10 protein-coding genes and 4 pseudogenes are annotated in these 23,379 nt (G+C 64.0%); 7 read left to right on the top strand and 7 right to left on the bottom strand.

Annotated features, from left to right (window positions below; genetic code table 11):
• Positions 1-141 precede the first annotated feature (141 nt).
• Positions 142-1,650 (bottom strand): pup deamidase/depupylase, encoded by a 1,509-nt coding sequence (dop, locus tag CKW46_RS15430; protein ID WP_012394771.1) that lies wholly within the window; start codon positions 1,648-1,650, stop codon positions 142-144.
• A gap of 296 nt (positions 1,651-1,946) precedes the next feature.
• Here dop and CKW46_RS15425 point away from each other — a divergent pair, with 296 nt between their 5' ends.
• From CKW46_RS15425 to CKW46_RS15415, 3 genes are all read left to right on the top strand, one after another.
• Positions 1,947-2,309 (top strand): hypothetical protein, encoded by a 363-nt coding sequence (locus tag CKW46_RS15425; RefSeq protein ID WP_041299177.1) that lies wholly within the window; start codon positions 1,947-1,949, stop codon positions 2,307-2,309.
• A gap of 130 nt (positions 2,310-2,439) precedes the next feature.
• On the top strand, positions 2,440-3,624 hold the full coding sequence (locus tag CKW46_RS15420; RefSeq protein WP_200861949.1) for an SH3 domain-containing protein: 1,185 nt from the start codon (positions 2,440-2,442) through the stop codon (positions 3,622-3,624).
• 10 nt (positions 3,625-3,634) lie between these two features.
• A complete protein-coding gene (locus CKW46_RS15415; protein ID WP_041300283.1) occupies positions 3,635-4,258 on the top strand; it encodes a hypothetical protein in 624 nt (207 codons plus the stop codon).
• 21 nt (positions 4,259-4,279) lie between these two features.
• Here CKW46_RS15415 and arc read toward each other — a convergent pair whose 3' ends face one another.
• Positions 4,280-6,109, bottom strand: coding sequence for a proteasome ATPase (gene arc, locus CKW46_RS15410; RefSeq protein WP_015355667.1), 1,830 nt, complete (start codon positions 6,107-6,109; stop codon positions 4,280-4,282).
• Between the two features lie 297 nt (positions 6,110-6,406).
• Here arc and lppK point away from each other — a divergent pair, with 297 nt between their 5' ends.
• On the top strand, positions 6,407-7,057 hold the full coding sequence (lppK, locus tag CKW46_RS15405; protein ID WP_015355666.1) for a lipoprotein LppK: 651 nt from the start codon (positions 6,407-6,409) through the stop codon (positions 7,055-7,057).
• An 8-nt stretch (positions 7,058-7,065) separates the two neighbouring features.
• Positions 7,066-7,368: a DUF503 domain-containing protein gene (locus CKW46_RS15400; protein WP_012394777.1), complete on the top strand. Its 303-nt coding sequence runs from the start codon at positions 7,066-7,068 to the stop codon at positions 7,366-7,368.
• Positions 7,369-7,397: 29 nt separating this feature from the next.
• On the opposite strand, the pseudogene CKW46_RS15395 reads toward CKW46_RS15400, so the two are convergent.
• Together CKW46_RS15395 and trmI are read right to left on the bottom strand one after the other, a co-directional pair.
• A pseudogene (locus tag CKW46_RS15395) lies at positions 7,398-8,601 on the bottom strand (ISAs1-like element IS2404/ISMul1 family transposase).
• 156 nt (positions 8,602-8,757) lie between these two features.
• Complete coding sequence (gene trmI, locus CKW46_RS15390) at positions 8,758-9,600, bottom strand: tRNA (adenine(58)-N(1))-methyltransferase TrmI (protein ID WP_482053331.1); 843 nt, start codon at positions 9,598-9,600, stop codon at positions 8,758-8,760.
• A 73-nt stretch (positions 9,601-9,673) separates the two neighbouring features.
• On the opposite strand from trmI, the gene CKW46_RS15385 reads away from it, so the two are divergent.
• Both CKW46_RS15385 and CKW46_RS15380 read left to right on the top strand, forming a co-directional pair.
• Complete coding sequence (locus CKW46_RS15385; RefSeq protein WP_482053330.1) at positions 9,674-10,555, top strand: RecB family exonuclease; 882 nt, start codon at positions 9,674-9,676, stop codon at positions 10,553-10,555.
• Complete coding sequence (locus CKW46_RS15380) at positions 10,552-11,331, top strand: thioesterase family protein (protein WP_015355661.1); 780 nt, start codon at positions 10,552-10,554, stop codon at positions 11,329-11,331. Before CKW46_RS15385 ends, CKW46_RS15380 begins: the two co-directional genes overlap by 4 nt.
• A 445-nt stretch (positions 11,332-11,776) precedes the next feature.
• Here the strand turns inward: CKW46_RS15380 and CKW46_RS15375 are convergent.
• The 3 pseudogenes from CKW46_RS15375 to CKW46_RS15365 form a co-directional block, all read right to left on the bottom strand.
• A pseudogene (locus tag CKW46_RS15375) lies at positions 11,777-12,271 on the bottom strand (thioesterase domain-containing protein); the annotation flags it as partial.
• A gap of 28 nt (positions 12,272-12,299) precedes the next feature.
• A pseudogene (locus tag CKW46_RS15370) lies at positions 12,300-13,502 on the bottom strand (ISAs1 family transposase).
• A gap of 134 nt (positions 13,503-13,636) precedes the next feature.
• Positions 13,637-23,287: pseudogene (locus CKW46_RS15365) on the bottom strand (amino acid adenylation domain-containing protein); the annotation flags it as partial.
• Positions 23,288-23,379 lie beyond the last annotated feature (92 nt).

Genomic DNA, 23,379 nt, shown 5'->3' with positions numbered 1-23,379 from the left:
GATGCCGGGGGGTCGTGACTCACGCCCCCGCCGGTCTTTCCCTAACAGTACCGGCCAGCCCCGACGTTTCCCGGCTGAAGCCCCATTTGTCGGGCTATGCCGTCACCATCTCGCCTCACGCGCCTGCCCCATCAAGGGCCCTCAGCTGGTGAGTTGTTCCACCAGTTCGACCGCGCTGTCCACCGAATCCAGCAGCGCTCCGACATGGGCCTTGCTGCCGCGCAGCGGTTCGAGCGTGGGAATACGCACCAGCGAATCCCCACCCAGATCGAAGATCACTGAATCCCAGCTCGCCGCGGCGATGTCGGCGCCAAACCGGCGCAGGCATTCGCCGCGGAAGTACGCGCGGGTGTCGGTGGGCGGGTTCTCCACGGCCTCGAGCACCTGGTGTTCGCTGACCAACCGCTTCATCGATCCGCGCGCCACCAGCCGGTTGTAGAGCCCCTTGTCCAGCCGGACATCGGAATACTGCAGATCGACCAGGTGCAGGCGGGGCGCCGACCAGTTCAAGTTCTCCCGCTGCCGGAAACCTTCGAGCAATCGCAGTTTGGCCGGCCAGTCCAAGACCTCGGCACAATCCATCGGGTCACGCTCGAGCCGGTCGAGCACGTCTGCCCAGGTTTCCACGACGTGTGAAGCCCGGGGATCGGGGTCACGGCCATCGACCAGTTTCGCCACCCGTTCGAGGTAAATCCGTTGTAATGCAAGACCGGTCAGTTCACGGCCGTCGAGAAGCGCCACTGCCGTCCGCAGCGAGGGATCACGACTGATGGCGTGCACCGCGTGTACCGGGCGGGCCAGCGCCAAGTCGGTCAGGTCGATGCCGTGCGCCGGACCTTCCTCGATCAGGTCGAGCACCAGCGCAGTGGTGCCGAGCTTCAGGTAGGTCGACGTCTCAGACAGGTTGGCGTCGCCGATGATGACGTGCAGCCGGCGGTATCTATCGGCGTCGGCGTGCGGTTCGTCGCGGGTGTTGATGATGCCGCGCTTGAGCGTGGTCTCCAAGCCGACCTCGACCTCGATGTAGTCGGATCGCTGGGACAGCTGGAAGCCCGGCTCATCACCGGAGGGCCCGATGCCGACACGGCCGGAGCCCGTGACCACCTGCCGAGACACCAGAAAGGGCGTCAGACCGGCAATGATGGCCGAAAACGGGGTTTGCCGGCTCATCAGGTAGTTCTCGTGCGATCCGTAGGACGCGCCCTTGCCGTCGACGTTGTTCTTGTACAGCTGCAGCTTCGCGGCACCGGGGACGCTGGCGACATGGCGGGCCGCGGCCTCCATCACCCGCTCCCCGGCTTTGTCCCAGATCACCGCGTCGAGCGGATCGGTGCATTCGGGTGCGGAGTACTCGGGGTGTGCATGGTCGACGTACAGCCGCGCCCCGTTGGTCAGGATCATGTTTGCCGCGCCGACCTCGTCAGCATCCACCACCGGCGGTGGACCCGCGGAGCGGCTCAGGTCGAAACCCCGAGCGTCGCGCAGCGGTGATTCCACCTCGTAATCCCACCGGGTCCGTTTGGCGCGCTGGATGCCGGCGGCCGCGGCATAGGCCAGTACCGCCTGCGTCGAAGTGAGGATCGGGTTGGCTGTCGGGTCCGACGGCGACGAGATGCCGTACTCGACCTCCGTTCCGATAATCCGTTGCATGCCTAGAGCCTAGGCCCGCCGACCCAGAACATCTCAGCGGCCCGTGCCGCGGGCGAGGTGGGCGTCCCCGGGCTGGCATGCCGCGCTGGGACAGCAACCTCCGCAATTCGCGATACAAGTTGCCCGCACGCCTAGTGGTGCGGACCGCGCGGGGTTGATACGGTCTCGGCTGACCGTCGTATCGAGCCCCTCGGAGAATCTACGTTGACGTTAAAAATCTTGCAGCCGTTGCTATTTCCGATGAGTTTGCCGACTTCTCCTCGCACCGCCGGCACGGCTACCCGGGGCGGCCAACGGTGAGCCCGAACCCTTTTCAGCAAGGGCAGGACGTCACCGACCTGATTCCGGCCGGGCCGCTGCTCGACGGCGGGATTGCCTTCACATTCGCGATCTATTACCTGCCCATGCCTGCCGCAGACCCCTTCGACACCCTGGATGAACTGCTGGCGAACACATCCGCCGGATTTCACCAGGTGGAGTCCATCAACGGTGACGAGACGGAGCCGACGGTATGTGCCTTCGCCAACATCGATCCGCGAAACGACTATCCCCCGCCGGATCCGGAATTTGTTGAACTCTTCAACTACGGCGTCAGCCCGCAGCTGGCCGTCGCTCTACAGTCCACCCAGGGCTCCGGGCAGGTGGTAGTGGTCGCGTAGTCCACCGTCTTTGATTACAAGCACAAACGCAGTGACGGCACGATCGACGGGAATGAAACCGAAAGACACATCATCAGCACGTTGAACTAGCACAGCAGCAACGGTGGGCCGCCGCTAGGGTTGAGCCGGCATGAACCCTTCCCCGCACCGCGCTCCGGCACGCCGAGACCCGTCGAGTGCCGCGGCGGAAAGCTGGTTTCTGGAACGGGGCTTGCCCGCGGTGCTGACCAGGCGGGCCCGTTGGCGGCGGCTGTGGTCACGGTCTGCCCCGGTGCTGGCCGCGTACGCGACACTGCACTGTTGGACACTCCCGATTCTGCTGATCACCCACGGCGACGAGGTCGTCATCGATGGGCAACCGACACCCCGCGAATGGGTGCTGGTGACCCTGGTCGCGATCGCACCGGTCTTGATCACGTTCGTCGGCTGGCTGGTGTCGCGACTGTCCGACAGCCGGAAGCGTTCGGTGGCGGCGACCGTGGCGGTCAGCCTGGTGGCAATCGTCCTGATCGTTGAGACCTCGGTGTCTCATCTGCCGGACGCGGCCCTGGCCGCGGTGATGGTGCTGTTGCTCACCGGTAGCGGTATCGGATCGGTCACCGGGTGGTCGGTCCGAATGACGCTGTCGCACCTGGCGACGATCGGCGCCCTGGCGGTTCGAGCCTTGCCCGTCGTTCTGCTGACCACGTTGGTCTTCTTCAACAGCAACATCTGGCTGATGGCCTCCACAATCAGCGCGGAGCGGCTGGCCCTGGCCATCGCATTTTTGGTCGGTATCGCGAGCGTATTCGTCATCTCCACCACCGCGGAGCGAGTCAAACCCATGCTGCAGGCACCGACCGTGCAGCCCAAGAACTGCCAGGAACTGGCCGACACCCCGTTTGCGGCGATGCCGGATCCGCCGAGCAGCCGGCCGCTAACCCGAGCCGAGCGGGCCAATGTGGTCTTCGTGCTCACCGCCCACCAGTTGGTGCAGATCATGGTGGTGGCGATGCTGACCGCCACCATCTACGTCATCCTCGGGCTGATCGTGCTCAGCCCAGCCCTGCTCCAGGAATGGAGCCACAACGTGTCCAGCAACGCGACCGTGCTCGGGCTGACCGTGCCGGTGCCGGATTCGTTGATCCATCTCTGTCTGTTCATTGGCGCGTTGACCTTCATGTACATCAGCGCCCGCGCAGTTGGTGACGCCGAATACCGTGCAACATTCGTCGACCCGCTCATCGAGAACCTGCACATCACCTTGATCGCACGCGGCCGCTACCGCGCCAACATCGATGACACCGATGTTGACGCCAGTCCCGGCGGTGATTAACTTCACGCTGGTGTCCGTACCCGAGCAGGTAGAAGACTTATCCGGGAAACGCTACGGCGAGGTGCTTCTCGTCGAAATCGGTGAATCCGGTCCACAAGCCACCGTCTACAACAGCTTTCCGCTCAACGATTGCCCCGCGGAACTGTGGTCCGCCCTGGACGCGCAAGCCCTGGCCGCCGAAAACGGGGTGGCCGCAGCCCTGCTCAACGGGCCCCGCTACTGGCTGATGAACAGCATTGAGAAGGAGCCCCAGGGGCTGCCGGAGAGCAAGTCATTCGGCGGAATCGAAATGCTCAAGCAGGCAACCGTGCAGATGTCGTCGATGAGCCCCGCCCCCTACACCGTCAATCGGGTGAACCGTCACACGGTGTTTGTCTTCAACGCCGGCGCAGAGATCTACGAACTCATCGACCCGGGTGGACAACGCTGGGTGATGCAGACCTGGAGCCAGGTGGTGGACCCCAACCTTGCCCGCGCCGACCTACCCGGCCTGGCCGCACGACTGGACCTGCCGGAAGGATGGTCCTATGAGCCGCGCGTGCTGGCCGAGACGCTGCGCGTCGACACCACCGACCGCCCCGCTCACGTGACGCAGGACGACCTGTCCAACAGCTACTCGCTCGAGGTCGACTGACCCTCTTCCAGGTAGCGCCCCTTACAGGTACTGGCCGAGGTTGGACTCGGTGTCGATCGCCCGGCTGGCACTCGACGACTTGCCGGTCACCAGGGTGCGGATGTAGACGATCCGCTCGCCCTTCTTGCCCGAGATCCGTGCCCAGTCATCGGGGTTGGTGGTGTTGGGCAGGTCCTCGTTCTCGGCGAACTCGTCGACGATCGAGTCGAGCAAATGCTGAATGCGCAGGCCTGGCTGGCCGGTCTCGAGCACCGACTTGATCGCATTCTTCTTGGCTCGGTCGACAACGTTCTGGATCATCGCCCCGGAGTTGAAGTCCTTGAAGTACATGACTTCCTTGTCACCGTTGGCGTAGGTGACCTCCAGGAACCGGTTGTCGTCGATCTCGGCGTACATCCGATCGACGATCTTTTCGATCATCGCCTTGATGCACGCCGGACGTTCGCCCTCGAACTCGGCAAGGTCGTCGGCGTGAACAGGCAGCGTCTCGGTGAGGTACTTCGAGTAGATGTCCTGTGCCGCTTCGGCGTCGGGCCGCTCGATCTTGATCTTCACGTCCAGTCGCCCTGGCCGCAGAATGGCCGGATCGATCATGTCCTCGCGGTTGGAAGCACCGATGACGATGACGTTCTCGAGTCCCTCCACCCCGTCGATCTCACTGAGTAGCTGCGGAACCACCGTGGTCTCGACATCGGAGGAAACCCCGGTGCCGCGAGTACGGAAGATCGAGTCCATCTCGTCGAAGAACACGATCACCGGTGTGCCCTCGGAGGCCTTCTCCCTGGCCCGCTGGAAGATCAGCCGGATGTGACGCTCGGTTTCACCGACGAACTTGTTCAGCAGCTCGGGGCCTTTGATGTTGAGGAAGTACGACTTCGCCTCGCGAGAGTCATCACCGCGGACCTCGGCCATCTTCTTGGCCAGCGAGTTCGCCACGGCCTTGGCGATCAGTGTCTTGCCGCAACCAGGCGGGCCGTAGAGCAGCACGCCTTTCGGCGGGCGCAGCGCGTACTCCCGGTACAACTCCTTGTGCAGGAACGGCAGCTCGACCGCGTCACGAATCTGTTCGATCTGGCGCGTCAGGCCACCGATGTCCTCGTAGCTGACGTCGGGCACCTCTTCGAGCACCAGATCCTCGACCTCGGCCTTGGGGATGCGCTCAAAGGCGTAGCCCGCCTTGGTGTCGACGAGAAGTGAGTCACCCGGACGCAGCTTGCGTGGCTTCGTGTCGTCGTTGAGCGCGTCGGGAAAACCATCCGGCAGGTCCTCGGCAACCAGCGGCTCAGCCAACCAGACGATGCGTTCCTCGTCCGCGTGGCCGACGACCAGCGCCCGATGACCATCAGCGAGCACCTCTCGCAAGGTCGAGATCTCGCCGACCGATTCGAACGTGCCGGCCTCTACGACGGTCAGGGCCTCATTGAGCCGAACCGTCTGGCCCTTCCGCAGCAACGAGATTTCGATGTTGGGCGAGCAGGTCAGGCGCATCTTGCGGCCGGAGGTGAACACGTCGACCGTGTCGTCGTCGTGCGTCGACAGCAGAACGCCATAACCGCTGGGCGGTTGACCCAACCGGTCGACCTCTTCGCGCAGCGCCAGCAACTGCTGCCGGGCTTCTTTAAGAGTTTCCATTAATTTGGAGTTGCGGGCGGCAAGCGAGTCGATGCGGGCTTCGAGCTGATGCACATCGCGGGCAGACCGCGCCGTGCCTTGCGGCCCAACTGCGCTCTCGAGTTGCTCACGCAGCACCGCGGCTTCACGCCGCAGCTGTTCTAATTCGGCAGCATCTTTGCTGGACAAGGGGGTGTCGTCGGGTGTCCCGAATGCTTCAGAACGCTCTGAATCAGCCATGTTGCGCTCCTTTCCCACACCAGGAATGGTGCAGCGGATACCCCAACGCTACCGGCGATCGCGGCTTCATGTGCGGAACCAAATGCCGTTGAAAAGTTACAAGTTGAAGTCCACTGGTAATCTCGGCTACCACTTGGGCCGACAGAAAGGAGCGCCGCGACGTGAAATCCCTAGCCACAGCCGCCGCGGTCCTGATGCCGATGGGCGCCGCGCCCGAGGGTGTGATTTGCACTCCATCTTCGCGAGTGTCGTCTTCGCGAACTTCCCTGAAACGCCGATAGCCGACCCCGCCGCTGGATGCACCGAAACCGCCGCTTGGCCATCACCGCCATCACTGCCGTGGCGACGTTGGGGGTCGCGGGGTGTTCACCGTCACCGGACAACGCCGAGAGCTCGACGTCGGCCGTCGCACCCGCGCCACCGGCCGCACCCAGTGCCCTGCCGGTCCCACCGTCCGCTCCCCTGCCACCCCCCGAAGCCCTAGTCGATGTGCTGTCCCGGCTCGCCGATCCGAACATTCCGGGAGACAAGAAACTGGACCTGGTTGAGGGGTCAACCCCTGACACCGCTGCGGCCCTGGACCGGTTCACCACCGCCGCCCGAGATGGCGGGTACCTGCCGATGAACTTCGCTGCCAACGACCTCGCGTGGTCGGCGACCAATCCGTCCGATGTGGTGGCCACCGTCGTCGTCACCACCGCCCAACCGGAGAATCGCGAGTTCACGTTCCCGATGGAGTTCACGCCGATCCACGGCGGCTGGCAGCTATCCCAGCGAACCTCGGAGATGCTGTTGGCTCTCGGCAATTCCCGGGGATCCCAGACGGCTACGCCAGAGCCCAGTCCTGGCCCTGCCCCCAACCCAGAACCTGCCCCGGTCGAGCCGGCCCCCGAAGAAAGCCCACCAGCGACTGGGTCTGTCGCCCCGTCTTCGGGTCCTCCCGGCTGAGTCTGCGGATGTGGATCGGCTGGCTGGAGTTCGATGTGTTGCTGGGCGACGTGCGATCACTCAAACAAAAGCGGTCGGTGGTTCGCCCGGTTGTCGCCGAGCTCAGGCGCAAGTTCGCCGTGTCGGCCGCCGAGACCGGATCACTCGAGCTGCACCGACGGGCCGGAATTGGGGTGGCCGTGGTTTCCAGCGAGCGCAGCCATGCCGTTGATGTCCTCGACGCGGCCGAACGCCTGGTAGCCGCGCACCCCGAGTTCGAACTGTTGTCGGCGCACCGCGTCCTGCACCGCAGCGAGGACTGGCTCGGTTAGGCCTGTTCCCAGGGCTCCGGCGTTGTTGATTAGCAGGCTTGTGAGCTGGGGAATTGTGGATTGAGGAGGTCTAGGCGGCGGTTGGCGGTCAAAGCGGTGATCCGGCAGGCTTCGGCGATGTTGTCGGCGCCGTTGAGGCGGTGCAGATTGATCGCGGTGTTGCGTAGCGTTGCTAGGACCTGTGCGCCGTTTCCGGTATGTGCCCTTTGACGGTCTTCGTCGAAGGTGACGTCGCGTATCCAGTGCAGGCTGTTCTCGATTCCCCAGTGTTGACGCATCCAGGTCATGATCGCGGTAGGGCGGGCGTGCTCGAACGGCAGGCTGCAGATGGCATAGACCACCTCCACGCTGCGCTGGTCGGTGGCGGTGATCAAGCGTTCACGAGTGATCCGGATGATTTGTTTTGCGTAGGGGAAGCCGATTCCTCGTGCAGCGGTGATGATTTGCAGGGTGCGGGTCTCGACACGGCCGTGGCCGCGGGAGTCGTCGGTAGCGGCTGTGGGCACCTCGGCCCAGGGCAGCGCGGTGATACGCGCAAGTATTTTGGCTTGGTTGGACTTGACGATCATCAGGTAGTGCGACTTCAAGGTGGCGCAGATCAACTTCGCGGTGACGACCTGGGTATGCATCGCATCCACGGTGACCAGCCACCGCAAGCTACCCGGCAGCAGCGTGAGCAGGGCACGTACGCAGGGAATTTCATTGCTTTTCTCGGCGACAGCGAGTTGACCGAGCACCAATCGGGCACGGTGGGCGAACACCGACACGAGATGCGTGGCTGTCGCTTTGGCGCGTAAAGGCACCACGCAGCATCTTGCCGTCCAACGCGATCGGCACCAATCCACTGGGGTCGCTGCTGGCCACGTGTGCAGTGAAGTAACTGCCCATCCTGGCGTTGAGGTCGGCGGGGTCTAGCCGAGACAAAACAGCGCGGAAGGTCTTCTCACTGGGCCGCCGGAACCGGACCCCTAATTAGGCCAACACATCATCGGGAGCGGTGGCCGCCCATGTGGCAAAACCAGCATAGCCGCGCATCCCCGCGGCAGTGGCCAGAACCGCGATCGCCAACAAAGCCATCAGCGAATACCTCCGACCGCGTGGGTCCCTCGGGTCTGGCACCGAGGCCAACACATCGAGAAACTCCGATCCGATGAGCTCGCTACGCTCACCAGGACTCCAGCGGTCGAACACCTCTGGAACCGACGACACAGGCAATACTGAAACGGTAGGCACGGGCAACTCCAGACCAACGACGAACAGTAACCAACTCGATCGTTCTCCAGATAGCCCGTGCCTACACTCCGGCCCCAATAGCGCGGCACCAAAGATCATCAACCCAGCTCACAAGCCTGCTAATCAACAACGCCGGAGCCCTGGGCCTGTTCCCGGCTAGCCATCGCGCCCCTCGCGTTTGCGCCCCAGTGGCGCGGGGGCTACCGCACCCGGCGCCAGCCGGCGTGCGGCGACCAGAAACGCGGTGTGTCCGCGCATGGAATGCTGCGGCCGTACGGCCAGCCCGACAACGTTCCAGCCCCGCTGCAGGGTCTCCCACGATCTCGGCTCTGTCCAGCACTGCTGGGTCCGCACGGCCTCGACAACCTTGGACAGCTGGGTCACCGTGGCCACGTAGATCATCAACACGCCACCGGCGACCACCAGCCTGGAGACCGAGTCGAGCACCTCCCACGGCGCCAACATGTCCAGCACTACCCGGTCGATCGAGCCGTCGGGCAGCTCCGAGTCGGCGATATCGCTGATGATCAATTGCCAGTTTTCGGGCGCCTCGCCGTAGAAGTTGGTCACGTTGCGACGAGCATGCTCGGCATGATCGGCGCGCTGCTCATAGGAGATCACCTGCCCCTGCGGCCCGACCGCTCGCAGTAGTGACAGGGTGAGTGCCCCGGATCCGGCGCCCGCCTCGAGCACCCGGGCACCGGGAAAGATGTCGCCCTCATGCACGATCTGCGCGGCGTCCTTGGGGTAGATCACCTGGGGCCCGCGGGGCATCGACATCACATAGTCGACCAGCAACGGGCGCAGCACCAGAAACAGCGCGCCATTGCTGGACTTGACCACGCTGCCTTGCTCCAGGCCGATGATCACGTCGTGCGCGATGCGGCCACGATGGGTGTGGAACTCCGCGCCCGGAGTGAGGGTGATGGTGTAGTGACGCTCCTTGGCGTCGGTGAGCTGAACACGTTCGCCGACGTGAAACGGACCGGTCGCTGACACGTCGTCTAGGGTGCCAGCTGACGCGCCGTAGCCGGTGTCCGGGGTTGTCGGTGCCCAGTCATAGGCTGCGAATATGACGGACCAGCCGGGCTCCGTGGCGAGCGTGTATATCCGACCGGCGCTGTCGCCGTCACGGGCCGCCGATTTCAAACAGTGCCCACTGCTGTACCGGTTTCGGGCGATCGATCGATTGCCCGAGAAACCGTCAACGGCGCAGCTGCGAGGCTCTGTGGTACATGCCGCCCTCGAGCAGCTCTACGCTCTACCCGCGGTGCAACGCGGACCGGACACCGCCCGGTCACTGGTGGAATCCGCCTGGGAGCAGGTGATCGCCGGTGAGCTAAACCTGGCCGGAGAGCTGGCAGCCGACCAGCAAGCCCAATTGCTCGAGGATGCCCGTGCACTGTTGTCGGGCTACTACCGGCTGGAAGATCCGAGGCGATTCGACCCGCAGAGCTGCGAGCAGCGCGTCGAGGTGGAGCTGGCAGACGGCACGCTGTTGCGCGGCTATATCGACCGGATCGACGTCGCCGCTACCGGTGAGTTACGGGTGGTCGACTACAAGACGGGCAAGGCCCCGCCCGCCGCCCGGGCGCTGGCGGAGTTCAAAGCCATGTTCCAGATGAAGTTCTACGGAGTAGCGCTGTTTCGGTCGCGGGGCGTGTTGCCCTCCCGATTGCGGTTGATCTATCTGGCTGACGGGCAGGTGCTGGACTATTCGCCGGATCGTGACGAGCTGCTTCGCTTTGAGAAGACCCTGATGGCCATCTGGCGTGCCATCCAATCGGCGGGACAGTCGGGCGACTTCCGCCCCAATGCATCGCGGCTATGCAATTGGTGCCCGCACCAGCAGCACTGTCCGGCTTATGGCGGGACACCACCGCCGTATCCCGGGTGGCCGGATCGGCCGCCCGCCGAAGCGGTTTCGTGCTCCGCAATCGAGCCGACGGCATGAACGGTTGCTACTACCGCCGCCTGCCCGGGGCCGACGGCGATTACCAGATGTTCGACTCGACCGACTTCACCCGCAGCAATTGGGATCCCGACATTCAGCACGGATCTCCCCCGTTGGCGCTGCTGACCAAACTGATCGAAGAACTGTCGGCGGGATCGGGTTTGCGGATCGGCCGGCTCAGCCTGGACATCCTCGGGGCCATTCCGGTGGCTCCGGTCCGGGCCCGGGCTTGGGTGCAGCGCCCGGGGTCGCGGGTCGCCATGATGGTTGCGGAGATGGTGGCCGATCGCGTGCTGGCCCGGGTGACCGCGTGGCTACTGGCGGTCAGCGACACCACCGACGTCGCATCCGATCGGTATCCCCCGCTGGTGGAGGGACCGGCGCAACCCCGTCCAGCCGCTTTTGCCGGGGTCGGTGGCTACTTCGACGCACTCAGCTGGCGCCCGCAGGACACTGAAGGACAACCCGCCGCGGTGTCCTGGTTCAGGCCGACGGCTCACATCGTCGACACCGATCCGGCGTCACCGCTGCAACAGCTGGCCGCCGTGGTCGACTGCGCCAACGGCGTCGGCGCGATCCTGGATCCCAACCGGTTTCTCTTCATGAACACCGATACGGTCGTTCATCTGCACCGACTTCCGACCGGCACCGATTTCGCGTTGCGCGCTCGCGCCTCCGTCGGGCCAGATGGCCTGGGAGTGACGACGGCTGAGATTTTCGATACGACCGGATTTGTGGGGACGTCGGCGCAGACGCTGCTGGTGCGGCGCCGGTAGTCCGGCGGCGCAACGTCGGCTCAAGCTTCTAATAGTTTCTTGAGTTGTTCGCCGTACATGCTGAGCGATTCGGCGGTCAGCATCTCATGGTGTGTGCAGTCGACGGAGTACGTTGTAATGTCGCCGGCAATATACTTTCGCCAATTTTGCAGTTGGGACGAATGCTCATTTGTCCACTTCGCCCAGCGAGAAATATGGTCATATCTCCGTCGAACACGTCGGCCTTGTGTTCCAGAAGATACGACTGGACCGCCTTGGCATTTCGGGCTGCGAAGTCAAAGATTCCAATGGGTAGAGCGGTAAAGTCCACCACTTCTCGCAGTTGGTTAATCAGCTGCTCCGCTTGCTCTCGAATAGCCGCGTGGTTAGGCCGCGAGCCGCCGTCCACGATCTGATCTTCTTCAACCCCAAGGCTTCTCAATGTGCTGCCGGGCAGTTGTGGCGGATCCAACAGGATCAACCGTTGCACCACACATCCGCGTCGGTGAAGTTCGATGGCAAGCTCGTGAGCCACGACGCCACCAAAAGACCAGCCGAGGAGGTTATAGGGTCCGGCCGGGTAGGCCGCTTGAAGCCTGTCCGCGTAGTTTGCCGCCATGCTGCGAATCGATTCGGGTTCAGCTTCGCCATTTTCCGCGATTTGGTTGATGCCGATTATCGGGCAGTCCAAATAATTTCCCAGAGCCCGATATGACCAGCTGAGCCCGAGGCCATCATGTATACAGCACAACGGAACACCCGCGTCCTCCTTCAGGATCTCGACAGGGACTACTTCCATTCCGTTGTCACTTGTGTGCAGTCGCTGACTCAAGATTCTCACTGAGGGCGCGTCGCGCAAGGTGCGCGCCGGAAGTTCAAGACCGAGGGCTTTGTTGACCTTGGCGATCACCCGCAGCGCAGAGAGTGAGTCTCCACCCAGTTCAGAAAACGAGTCCTCAACCCCCCACCCAGGGCTCCGGCGTTGTTGATTAGCAGGCTTGTGAGCTGGGGAATTGTGGATTGAGGAGGTCTAGGTGGCGGTTGGCGGTCAAAGCGGTGATCCGGCAGGCTTCGGCGATGTTGTCGGCGCCGTTGAGGCGGTGCAGATTGATCGCGGTGTTGCGTAGCGTTGCTAGGACCTGTGCGCCGTTTCCGGTATGTGCCCTTTGACGGTCTTCGTCGAAGGTGACGTCGCGTATCCAGTGCAGGCTGTTCTCGATTCCCCAGTGTTGACGCATCCAGGTCATGATCGCGGTAGGGCGGGCGTGCTCGAACGGCAGGCTGCAGATGGCATAGACCACCTCCACGCTGCGCTGGTCGGTGGCGGTGATCAAGCGTTCACGAGTGATCCGGATGATTTGTTTTGCGTAGGAGAAGCCGATTCCTCGTACAGCGGTGATGATTTGCAAGGTGCGGGTCTCGACACGGCCGTGGCCGCGGGAGTCATCGGTAGCGGTTGCGGGCACCTCGGCCCAGGGCAGCGCGGTGATACGCGCAAGTATTTTGGCTTGGTTGGACTTGACGATCATCAGGTAGTGCAACTTCAAGGTGGCGCAGATCAACTTCGCGGTGACGACCTGGGTATGCATCGCATCCACGGTGACCAGCCACCGCAAGCTACCCGGCAGCAGCGTGAGCAGGGCACGTACGCAGGGAATTTCATTGCTTTTCTCGGCGACAGCGAGTTGACCGAGCACCAATCGGGCACGGTGGGCGAACACCGACACGAAATGCGTGGCTGTCGCTTTGGCGCGTAAAGCACCACGCAGCATCTTGCCGTCCAACGCGATCGGCACCAATCCACTGGGGTCGCTGCTGGCCACGTGTGCAGTGAAATAACTGCCCATCCTGGCGTTGAGGTCGGCGGGGTCTAGCCGAGACAAAACAGCGCGGAAGGTCTTCTCACTGGGCCGCCGGAACCGGACCCCTAATTAGGCCAACACATCATCGGGAGCGGTGGCCGCCCATGTGGCAAAACCAGCATAGCCGCGCATCCCCGCGGCAGTGGCCAGAACCCCGATCGCCAACAAAGCCATCAGCGAATACCTCCGACCGCGTGGGTCCCTCGGGTCTAGCACCGAGACCAACACACCGAGAAACTCCGATCCGATGAGCTCGCTGCGCTCACCAGGACTCCAGCGGTCGAACACCTCTGGAACCGACGACACAGGCAATACTGAAACGGTAGGCACGGGCAACTCCAGACCAACGACGAACAGTAACCAACTCGATCGTTCTCCAGATAGCCCGTGCCTACACTCCGGCCCCAATAGCGCGGCACCAAAGATCATCAACCCAGCTCACAAGCCTGCTAATCAACAACGCCGGAGCCCTGAACCCCCACCCGCTCCAACCCCAACACCTCGGCATAAATACCCGCCAAAATCTCCTGCACCGGACCCACCAGAGCCCGATAACGATCACCATCGCCATACTCCGGCGCCGGCAAAGCCCGCCTATCCAACTTCCCATTAACCGTCAACGGCAACCCCGCCACCACCACCACCGCGGCCGGCACCATATACCCTGGCAACCGCTGCCCCAACACCCCACGCACCACCACCGGATCCACCGCCCCCGTCACATACCCCACCAACCGCCGATCACCACCACGATCCTCACGAACAACCACCACCGCCTGACCCACCCCATCAACAGCACCCAACGCCGCCTGAACCTCACCCAACTCAATCCGATACCCACGAACCTTCACCTGATCATCAACACGCCCCCGATACTGCAACTGCCCATCCCGACCCCAACACACCAAATCCCCCGTCCGATACATCCGCTCACCAACACCCCCAAACGGACACGCCACAAACCGCGACCCCGTCAACGACCCCCGCCCCCAATACCCCACACCCACCCCAACACCAGCCACATACAACTCCCCCACCACACCCACCGGCACCGGCCGCAACCACCCATCCAGCACAAAAAAGCCCAGATGCCCCAACGGCACCCCAATCGGACTCACCGCACTCTCAACGTCAGCGCCAACAATCTCACGCACCGAGGCATGCACCGTCGTCTCAGTCGTGCCATACAAATTGATCAACCGCGCCAACCCCGAACGCCGCGCCAACCACACCCCCGCACACTGAGGCTCAAACGCCTCCCCCGCCAAAAGCACCGCCTCAACCCGCAACTCACGCCCCAAACCAGACCGGACCGCAACAGCACCCTGCAACGCATAAAACGCCGACGGCGTCTGACTCAACACACTGACCCGCTCAGCCACCAACAACGCGAGGAAATCCTCAGGCGAACCCACCACCTGCTCGGGCACCACCACCAACCGCCCACCACTTAACAACGCCCCCCCAAATCTCACACACCGAAACATCAAAGGCATACGAATGCCACTGCGACCACACCCCCGCCACCGGCACACTCGAGGCCAACGACTCCACCAACGCGACCACATTGCGATGACTAACCGCCACACCCTTAGGAATGCCGGTGGTCCCGGAGGTATAGATCAGATACGCGATGTCATCAGCAGCCGGTGCCACCAAACCCGTACCCGCACAAGCCTCAACACCCGCATCAGCAACATCGACCACCACACAACCGCACCCATCCAACCCCGCACCCCACCCACCGGTAGTCACCACCGCCACCGGCCCAGCATCAGCAACCATGAACTGCACCCGCGCCGCCGGCAACCCCGGATCAATCGGCACATACGCCGCCCCCGTCTTTAACACCGCCAAAATCGCGGTCACCGCCTGAGCACAACGACCAAACACCAACGCCACCCGCTGCCCCGGACCCGCACCCAAACCCACCAAAAAACGCGCCAACCGATTCGAGGCCTCATCAAGCTCGCCATAAGTCAGGCTCTGACCCTCAAAACTGAGCGCCACCGCATCCCGACCACGGACAGCCTGAGCATCAAACAACGCCGGAATCGACACCCCCACCGGCACCGACGCACCCAACACCGACCGATTACCCCACCCATCCAACCGAACACGCTCCACCGAATCCAACACATCCAACGACGAAACCCGCACCTCCACATCACCAGTCATCGCCACCAACACCCGACCCAACCGCTGCACGAGGTCGGCGACCCCAAGGCCCGTCTCGGGAGTGAGCACGCTGAGCGCGTCGCCCGTGGCCGCGATCATCAGCGTCAGCTGGTCCCTCGCAAATTCGGCGGTCACGGTCACCGGGAAATGCGTCGGACTGTGCGCAGCCACCCGGCGGAAGGTCGCCGCCCCGACGGGAACATCCTTGCCGACGGCCAAGCCACCGGTCGGGAAGTTTTCGAATACCAGCAACGTGTCGAACATCTCACCGACACCAGCCGCCTGACGCAGCCACGCATGACTGAAGTAGGCATATTCACGCACCAGTGCGGTATCTCGCCGCACCGCCGCGCACACGTCGGCGATGACTGCTTGCGGATCGAGTCGGACGCGCAACGGCACGGTGTTGATAAACAGACCGACCATTGACTGCACGCCGGCCAGCTCAGAAGGCCGCCCCGACACCGCAATCCCGAAAACCACATCGTCACGACCGGTCAGCGCCCCTAACACCAACGCCCACGCCACCTGCACCAGCGAATTCACGGTGACGCCACGACTGCGAGCACCATCAACCAGCCGAGCCGTCACTTCCGCACCCAGACATAACTCAATACGCTGGGGCTCCTCGGCCACCTGCCCACCCTGGCCACCGGCCAGCGCCCGCGACAACATGGTGGGCGCCGACAGCCCAGCCAGGTAGTCACGCCAAAACTGTTCACCCGACTGCGAATCCCAGCCGTCCAGCCAGCCGAGGTAGTCGCGAAATGGCCGCGGCGGCGCCGCAAGCACATCGATGGCCCCACCCGCCCGATACAAAGCGAAGAGCTCGTTGACAAACACCGCCAGCGACCAACCATCGATCACAATGTGATGGGCGGTGATGACGAATCGCCAACGCTCGTTTGGCAACTCGACAAGCAGAAACCGCATCGTCAGGCCACGTTCGAGATCGAATCCCGACCGTTGCTCATCGGCCTCCAGCGAGGCCACCTCTTCGGGCATCGCGACCACCTGCCGCCACGACAGATCCACGTCACTGGGCACAACCTGCACCGGATACGGCAAGTCACCGTATATGAATCGGGCTCGCAGATTCGGATGGCGATACAACATCGCTGTAGCGCAGTTGCGAAGCAATACGGTGTCCAGCTGCCCGAGCACATCAAAGGTTGTCGCGATCGTGTACGGGTCATCGACCGGGGACTCGCTGAACATGGCCAGCGCGAACAGCCCCTGCTGCAGCGGAGTCAGCGCCATCACGTCCTCGACGCCGACCAGCCCACCGGCTGCCTGGTCTCTATCGCGCTGATCACCGGTTCTCGCCAGAATGTCGGATAGCTCGGCTAATTCGGCTGCCGACAAACCCGACATACCCATCGGCGGGCAAGACAGGCCCGCGTCTCGAAGATCAGCGATCGGAATGGTTTCTAGAGTATTTCGCAGTTCGTCGTCGGGATCAGCAGGTGACGGCCTCGATCCGCCATCTGTTGGGACAACATTGTTTTCGCCCAGTCGCTGGCTCAGATACCCCGCTAGTAGCTGGGGAGTGGGATAGTCGACGATCAAGGTGGGTGGCAACGCCAGCCCAGAGATGATCTTGAGTCTGTTGCGCAACTCCAGATCCGTCAGTGAGTCCAGTCCCAGGTCCCGGAACGTGTGCTCGGGGTCGACGTCGTCCCCGTTGGGGCGACCCAACACCGCGGCCGCCTGCTCACAGACCATCTCGATGAACGCAACTCTGTGGCGCTCCGGGGCCAGGTCGTTGAGGCGTTGGGCCAAAATCGATTTGGCGGCCATGGTGTCGTTGTCGACGCGGCGCCGCACTGGACGGCGAATCAGATCGTTGAACAGCGGCGGCAGCTGGGAACTGATGGTGGGGTTGGCCAACGCGGCCTCGTCGAGTCGGGAGGTCACCACGGTGGGGTGATCAAGAACTAGTGCGGCATCGAAGAGTTCGATGGCCTGCTCCGCCGAGATCGCCCGCATCCCGATACGGGTCATCCGGTCCACATCGCGACCACGCAAATGCGCGGTCATCGTGCTGGATTGTTCCCACAACCCCCATGCCAGCGAGATGCCGGCCAGCCCGGTAGCGTGCCGATGCGCTGCCAGCGCATCGAGGAATGCGTTGCCAGCGGCATAGTTGGCCTGTCCTGGGGCCCCCAAGGTCGCCGCGATCGACGAGCACAACACAAAAGCCGACAGCCCCAAATCACGGGTGGCCTCGTGCAGATTCCAAGCGCCATCCACCTTGGCCCGCAACACCGCATCCACCCGCTGCGGCGTCAGCGAAGTGATCAACGCGTCGTCGAGTGTCCCTGCGGCGTGTATCACCGCGCTCAGCGGCGGACACTGCTCGGGTAGCTGATTCATCAGCCGTGACACCGCGGCTGGATCTCCGACATCACAAGCGACCACCCGCACCGTGGCCCCCGCCGCGGTCAGTTCGTCGACCAACTTGCTGGCCCCCGCGGCCGCATCACCGCGCCGGCTCACCAACACCAGATGCCTCACCCCATGGCTGCTGACCAGATGGCGAGCCAAAGCCGCTGCGACCATCCCAGTCCCCCGGTGATCAAAACCGTGCCCGCCGCCAGCGCATCGGGCAACAAGGTGGGCATGGTCAATATCACCTTGCCGATATGACGCGCCTGGCTGACAAACCGGTACGCGGCCGGAGTGCAGCGCACATCCCAGGTCTTGATCGGCAGCGGATGCAACGCCCGAGCCTGAAACAACTCCAGCAGCGCACCCAACATCGCCTGGATACGCGCGGGGCCAGACTCCAGCAAGTCAAACGCGCGATAGGTCACACGGGGATGGTTCTGGGCAATCGTGTGTGGGTCCCGGATATCAGTTTTGCCCATCTCGATAAAGCGTCCGCCACGGGCCAGCAACCGCAACGAGGCATCGATGAACTCCCCGGCCAGCGAGTTGAGCACCACGTCGACCCCGCGGCCGTCGGTGACCGCCAAGAACTTGTCTGCGAAGTCCACCGTGCGCGAATCACCGATGTGGTCATCGTCAAACCCCATGCGCCGCAGGATGTCCCACTTACCGCGGCTGGCCGTGACAAACACTTCCAGTCCCCCAATGCCGGGCCAGCTGCACCGCGGCCATGCCCACCCCGCCGGTCGCGGCATGCACCAATACCGACTCCCCAGACCGCACACCCGCCAGATCCGACAACCCGTACCAAGCCGTCAAGAACGCCACCGGCACTCCTGCGGCTTGCGCCAACGACCACCCGCTCGGCAACTTGACCAGTAGGCGCTGATCGACGACGGCCTCAGGCCCGGCCACCCCTACCAGTCCCATCACCTGGTCACCAACACTCAACCTGCGCACGTGGTGGCCGACCTCGACCACCACGCCCGCGCCCTCCCCGCCCAGCGGCGGGGCCTGCCCGGGGTACATCCCCAACACCACGAGTACATCCCGGAAATTGACCCCCGCCGCGGCCACCGCCACCCGCACCTGCCCCGGCCCGAGCGGCGCCTGCGCCTGTGGGTTCGGCTCCATCACCACGCCGGCGAGTGTGCCTTCGCCGCCTGCGGCCAGCCGCCACTGCTGGTGGGTGGGGAGGACGAGGGTTTCCTCCACCGCGGCAAGACGCGCCGCGTGCACCCGTCCGGCACGCACCATGAGTTGGGGTTCTTTGGTGGCCAGCAACCCCGCCAGGTCGACCACGGCAGTATCGGTGTCGATCAGGACGATCCGGCCGGGGTGTTCGGTTTGTGCTGAACGGACCAAACCCCAGACGGCCGCTCCGGCCAGATCGGTGATGTCGTGTTCCGCCGATCCCACGGCGCCATGAGTCGCGATCACCAGCGTCGCCGACCGATCCCGGGCCAGCCAGCGCTGTAACACCTCGAGCGCGGCGTGGGTGGCGCGATAAGCCTAATCGAGCACCCTTCCGCCGGCCGGCTCGCAACGCCACAGCACCACATCGGCTTGACCGGCGGCGTGATCATCATCGGCCGCCACATAGTCCGCCCACTCCAACACCACCGGTCGATGACCACCGCTCGTGGACTCCACCGTGATCGGTGACCACGCCAGCTCCAACAACCCTTGATCGGTCTCGCGCGCTGCCGCGCTCAACGCGGCACGTAGTTCCGCGGTGCCGACCGGGCGCACTGCCAACGAGCCTGCCGATAGCACCGGGCCTCCCGCGCTATCGGCAAGCTCTATCGAGACCGTCCCAGAGGCGCTGGGAGTGATCCGCACCCGCAACCGCTCGGCACCACCCGCATACAAAGACACGCGCTGCCAGGAATACGGCAACACCGCTTCAGCGTTGCCGGCGCGCGACCCGCCGAAATCCAAGGCGCCATACAACCCCGCGTGCAGCGCCGCATCCAACAAAGCCGGATGAATCCCGAACCGGCCCGCTTGAGCGCTGACTTGCTCGGGAAGGGCGACTTCCGCGAACAGCTCCTGGTCGCGCCGCCACAACGCGGTGCACCCGCGAAACGCCTGACCATACTCAAAGCCACGCGCCGCGAGCTGCTCATATGCATCGGAGATTTCCACCCTCACGGCACCGGCCGGAGGCCACTCCGACACCTCCGCCGGCGGCTGCACGACGTCAACGTCCAGCACACCCTGGGCATTGAGCAGCCACCCGGAATCGGGGCGATCGGCATGCGAATACACCGTCACCGAGCGGCTCCCGTCACCACCGTCGGGGGCGACCACCACCTGCACCTGTACCGGTACGTCGCGGCTCAACACCAACGGAGCAACCATCGTCAACTCCCGCACCAACGTGCAGCCCACCACGTCACCGGCACGGATCACCAACTCCAAAAACCCTGTGCCTGGGAACAACATCACCCCCAGCACCGCATGGTCGGCCAGCCAAGGTTGAGCACTCAGCGATAGGCGTCCGGTGAGAATCACCTCCCCCGAATCGGGATGCTCGACTGCGGCGCACAACAAACCGTGCCCAGCCTCACCCAACCCCAAGCCCGCAGGATCGACCGATCCTGTTGGGGCCGGCGGCAACCAGAACCGCTGCCGCTGGAACGCATAGGTTGGCAGTTCCACCAACCGCGCACCCCAGCCGGCGTACACCGCCCGCCAGTCCATCCCCACCCCAGCAACATGGGCCTGGCCGGCAGACATCCAAAACCGCCCCAACCCGCCATCGTCGCGTCCCAGCGTGGGCACCACCACCACGTTCTTCGCGGCGTCTCCCGTCTCCTCTGCCAAGGTCTCCTCAATTGCATTGAGCAACAACGGATGCGCACTGGCCTCCACAAACACCCCGTAGCCCTGCGCGCCCGCGGCCCGTACTGCCTCCGCAAACTGCACCGTCTGGCGAATGCTGCGAAACCAATACCCGCCATCCAGTTCCACGGTACCCATCAACCCGCCGGTGACCGTCGAGAAGAACGACGTCGAACTCGGCCGCGGCTCGATGCCTGCCAATGCCTCCATCAAAGGCCCAGCGATCGCATCGACCTGAGCCGAATGCGACGCATAGTCGACCTCGATGCGGCGAGCCCGAACACCCTGGGTCTCAGCGAGGTCCATCAGCTCCAACACCGCATCGACCCGACCCGAGATCACCACCGCAGAAACTCCATTGATGGCGGCAAGGTCGAGCCGATCACCGAAGCCGGCCAGCAACTGCTCTGCCCGCGCCACCCCACAGGCCAGCGACGCCATCGCCCCGGCACCGGCCAAATCCACCAACAGCCGGCTACGCAGTGCCACCACCGCCGCGCCATCTCGCAGCGACAACGCCCCGGCCACACATGCCGCCGCGATCTCCCCTGCGAATGACCGATCACCGCATCCGGTGTCACCCCCACCGAACGCCACAACTCGGCCAGTGACACCATGATCGCCCACGACAGCGGCTGCACCACATCGACTCGATCCAGCCCCGGCGCCCCCGCTACCCCGGCTACCCCGGCTACCACATCCAATAGCGACCACGAGACAAACTCCGCTAGCGCCTCATCGCAGCGGCGCATCCGCTCGGCGAACACCGGTGATTCGTCAAGTAACTGGCGGCCCACCCCGGTCCACTGGGCGCCTTGGCCGGGGAACACCAGCACCGTTTTGCCCACCGCCGCGGCCTGACCCACCACCACACCAGCACCCGGCTCACCGCGCGCCAGCCCGGTCAACCCCGCCAGCAACGCCTCCCGATCCCGACCAACGACCACCGCGCGATGCTCAAAGACGCAACGCTGCGCCAGCGACAACCCCACATCAACGGGATCGAGGCCATCATCACCACCGACACGACCCAACAACCGACTCGCCTGAGCCACCAACGCCTGCCTCGACTGAGCCGACAACACCCACGGCACCACAGACGCCCGCACCACCGACTCGACCGAGCCCACACCCTGCCCGCAAACCCCTGACACACCGCCACTTTCGGCCACCTCAGGCAACGCCTGCTCAACAATGACATGCGCATTAGTGCCACTAATCCCAAACGAAGACACCCCAGCCCGACGCGGACGCCCCGGCACACCCGGCCACGACCTCGCCCGACTCAACACCTCAACCGCCCCCGCCGACCAATCCACCTGCCCCGAGGGCTCATCAACATGCAACGTCTCAGGCAGCAACCCATGACGCATCGCCTGCACCATCTTGATCACCCCGGCCACCCCCGCCGCCGCCTGAGCATGACCCATATTCGACTTGATCGAACCCACCCACAACGGCCGACCCGGCTCACGATCTTGCCCATAAACCGCCAACAACGCCTGAGCCTCAATCGGATCCCCCAACCTGGTACCCGTCCCATGAGCCTCAACCACATCCACATCCGCAGGCCCCAACCCCGCACCTGCCAACGCCGCCCGAATCACCCGCTGCTGCGCCGGCCCATTCGGAGCCGTCAACCCATGAGAAGCCCCATCCTGATTCACCGCAGACCCACGCACCACCCCCAACACCACACGACCCTGCCGACGCGCATCCGAGAGCCGCTGCAAGACAAGCACTCCCGCACCCTCACCCCACCCCACCCCATCCGCAGCCTCCGCAAACGCCTTACACCGCCCATCCGGAGCCAACCCCCGCTGCCGAGAAAACCCCACAAACACCGACGGCGTCGCCATCACCGTCACCCCACCAGCCAACGCCAGATCACACTCCCCCAACCGCAACGACTGCACAGCCTGATGCACCGCCACCAACGACGAAGAACACGCGGTATCCACCGACACCGCCGGCCCCTCCAACCCCAACACATACGCCACCCGCCCCGAAGCCACACTGGTGGCGGTGCCAGTCATGGCATATCCATCCGCGCTGTCTGAACCGCCATCCCCATAGGGCTGAGCCCAGGTGCCCACGAATACCCCGGTAGCGCTTCCCCGCAGCGCCTTTGGGTCAATCCCGGCGTCTTCCAATGCCTCCCACGACACCTCTAGCAAGACTCGCTGTTGGGGATCCATCGCCAGCGCCTCGCGCGGGGCGATCCCGAAGAACCCGGCATCAAAGCCGGCCGCATCCTCCAAGAACCCGCCCACCTGGCAATACGTCCTACCCAGTGCATCCGGATCCGGATCAAACAACCTCCCCGCATCCCAGCCCCGATCACCCGGAAAATCCGAAATCACATCCCGGGCCGACACCACCATGTCCCACAAGGAGTCCGCCGAATCCACCCCACCCGGAAACCGGCACCCGATACCGACGATGGCCACCGGGTCTGCCGGAAGCGCCACTGCGCCAGCGTCACTCGCCGCATGATGCCCCAACCGTTCTCGCACTCCACGCTGGTGACGTGTCTTTTCACCGAGGCTCAGGATCTGGACCAGATCTCCAACCGTGGGATGGTTGAAGATGTCTACGGGTTGCACGTCTTGGCCCAGCACCTGAGTTAGCCGCGACGCCAACTCGGTGACTCCGATCGAGTTGAGGCCCTGATCCCCCAGCGATCGATCGATATCCACACTGGCCGCGCCGATACCCAAGACCTCGGCCGCCTGCCCGCACACCACCGATAGCAGCTGCTCGGTCGTGGGCGCGGCGCCAACGGGTTCAT

Origin of the sequence: Mycobacterium liflandii (genome assembly GCF_022354805.1) — a bacterium.
Taxonomy (GTDB): domain Bacteria; phylum Actinomycetota; class Actinomycetes; order Mycobacteriales; family Mycobacteriaceae; genus Mycobacterium; species Mycobacterium marinum.
The sequence above is the reverse complement of the archived record's forward strand: the minus strand, read 5'-3'. Positions and strand labels throughout refer to the sequence as shown.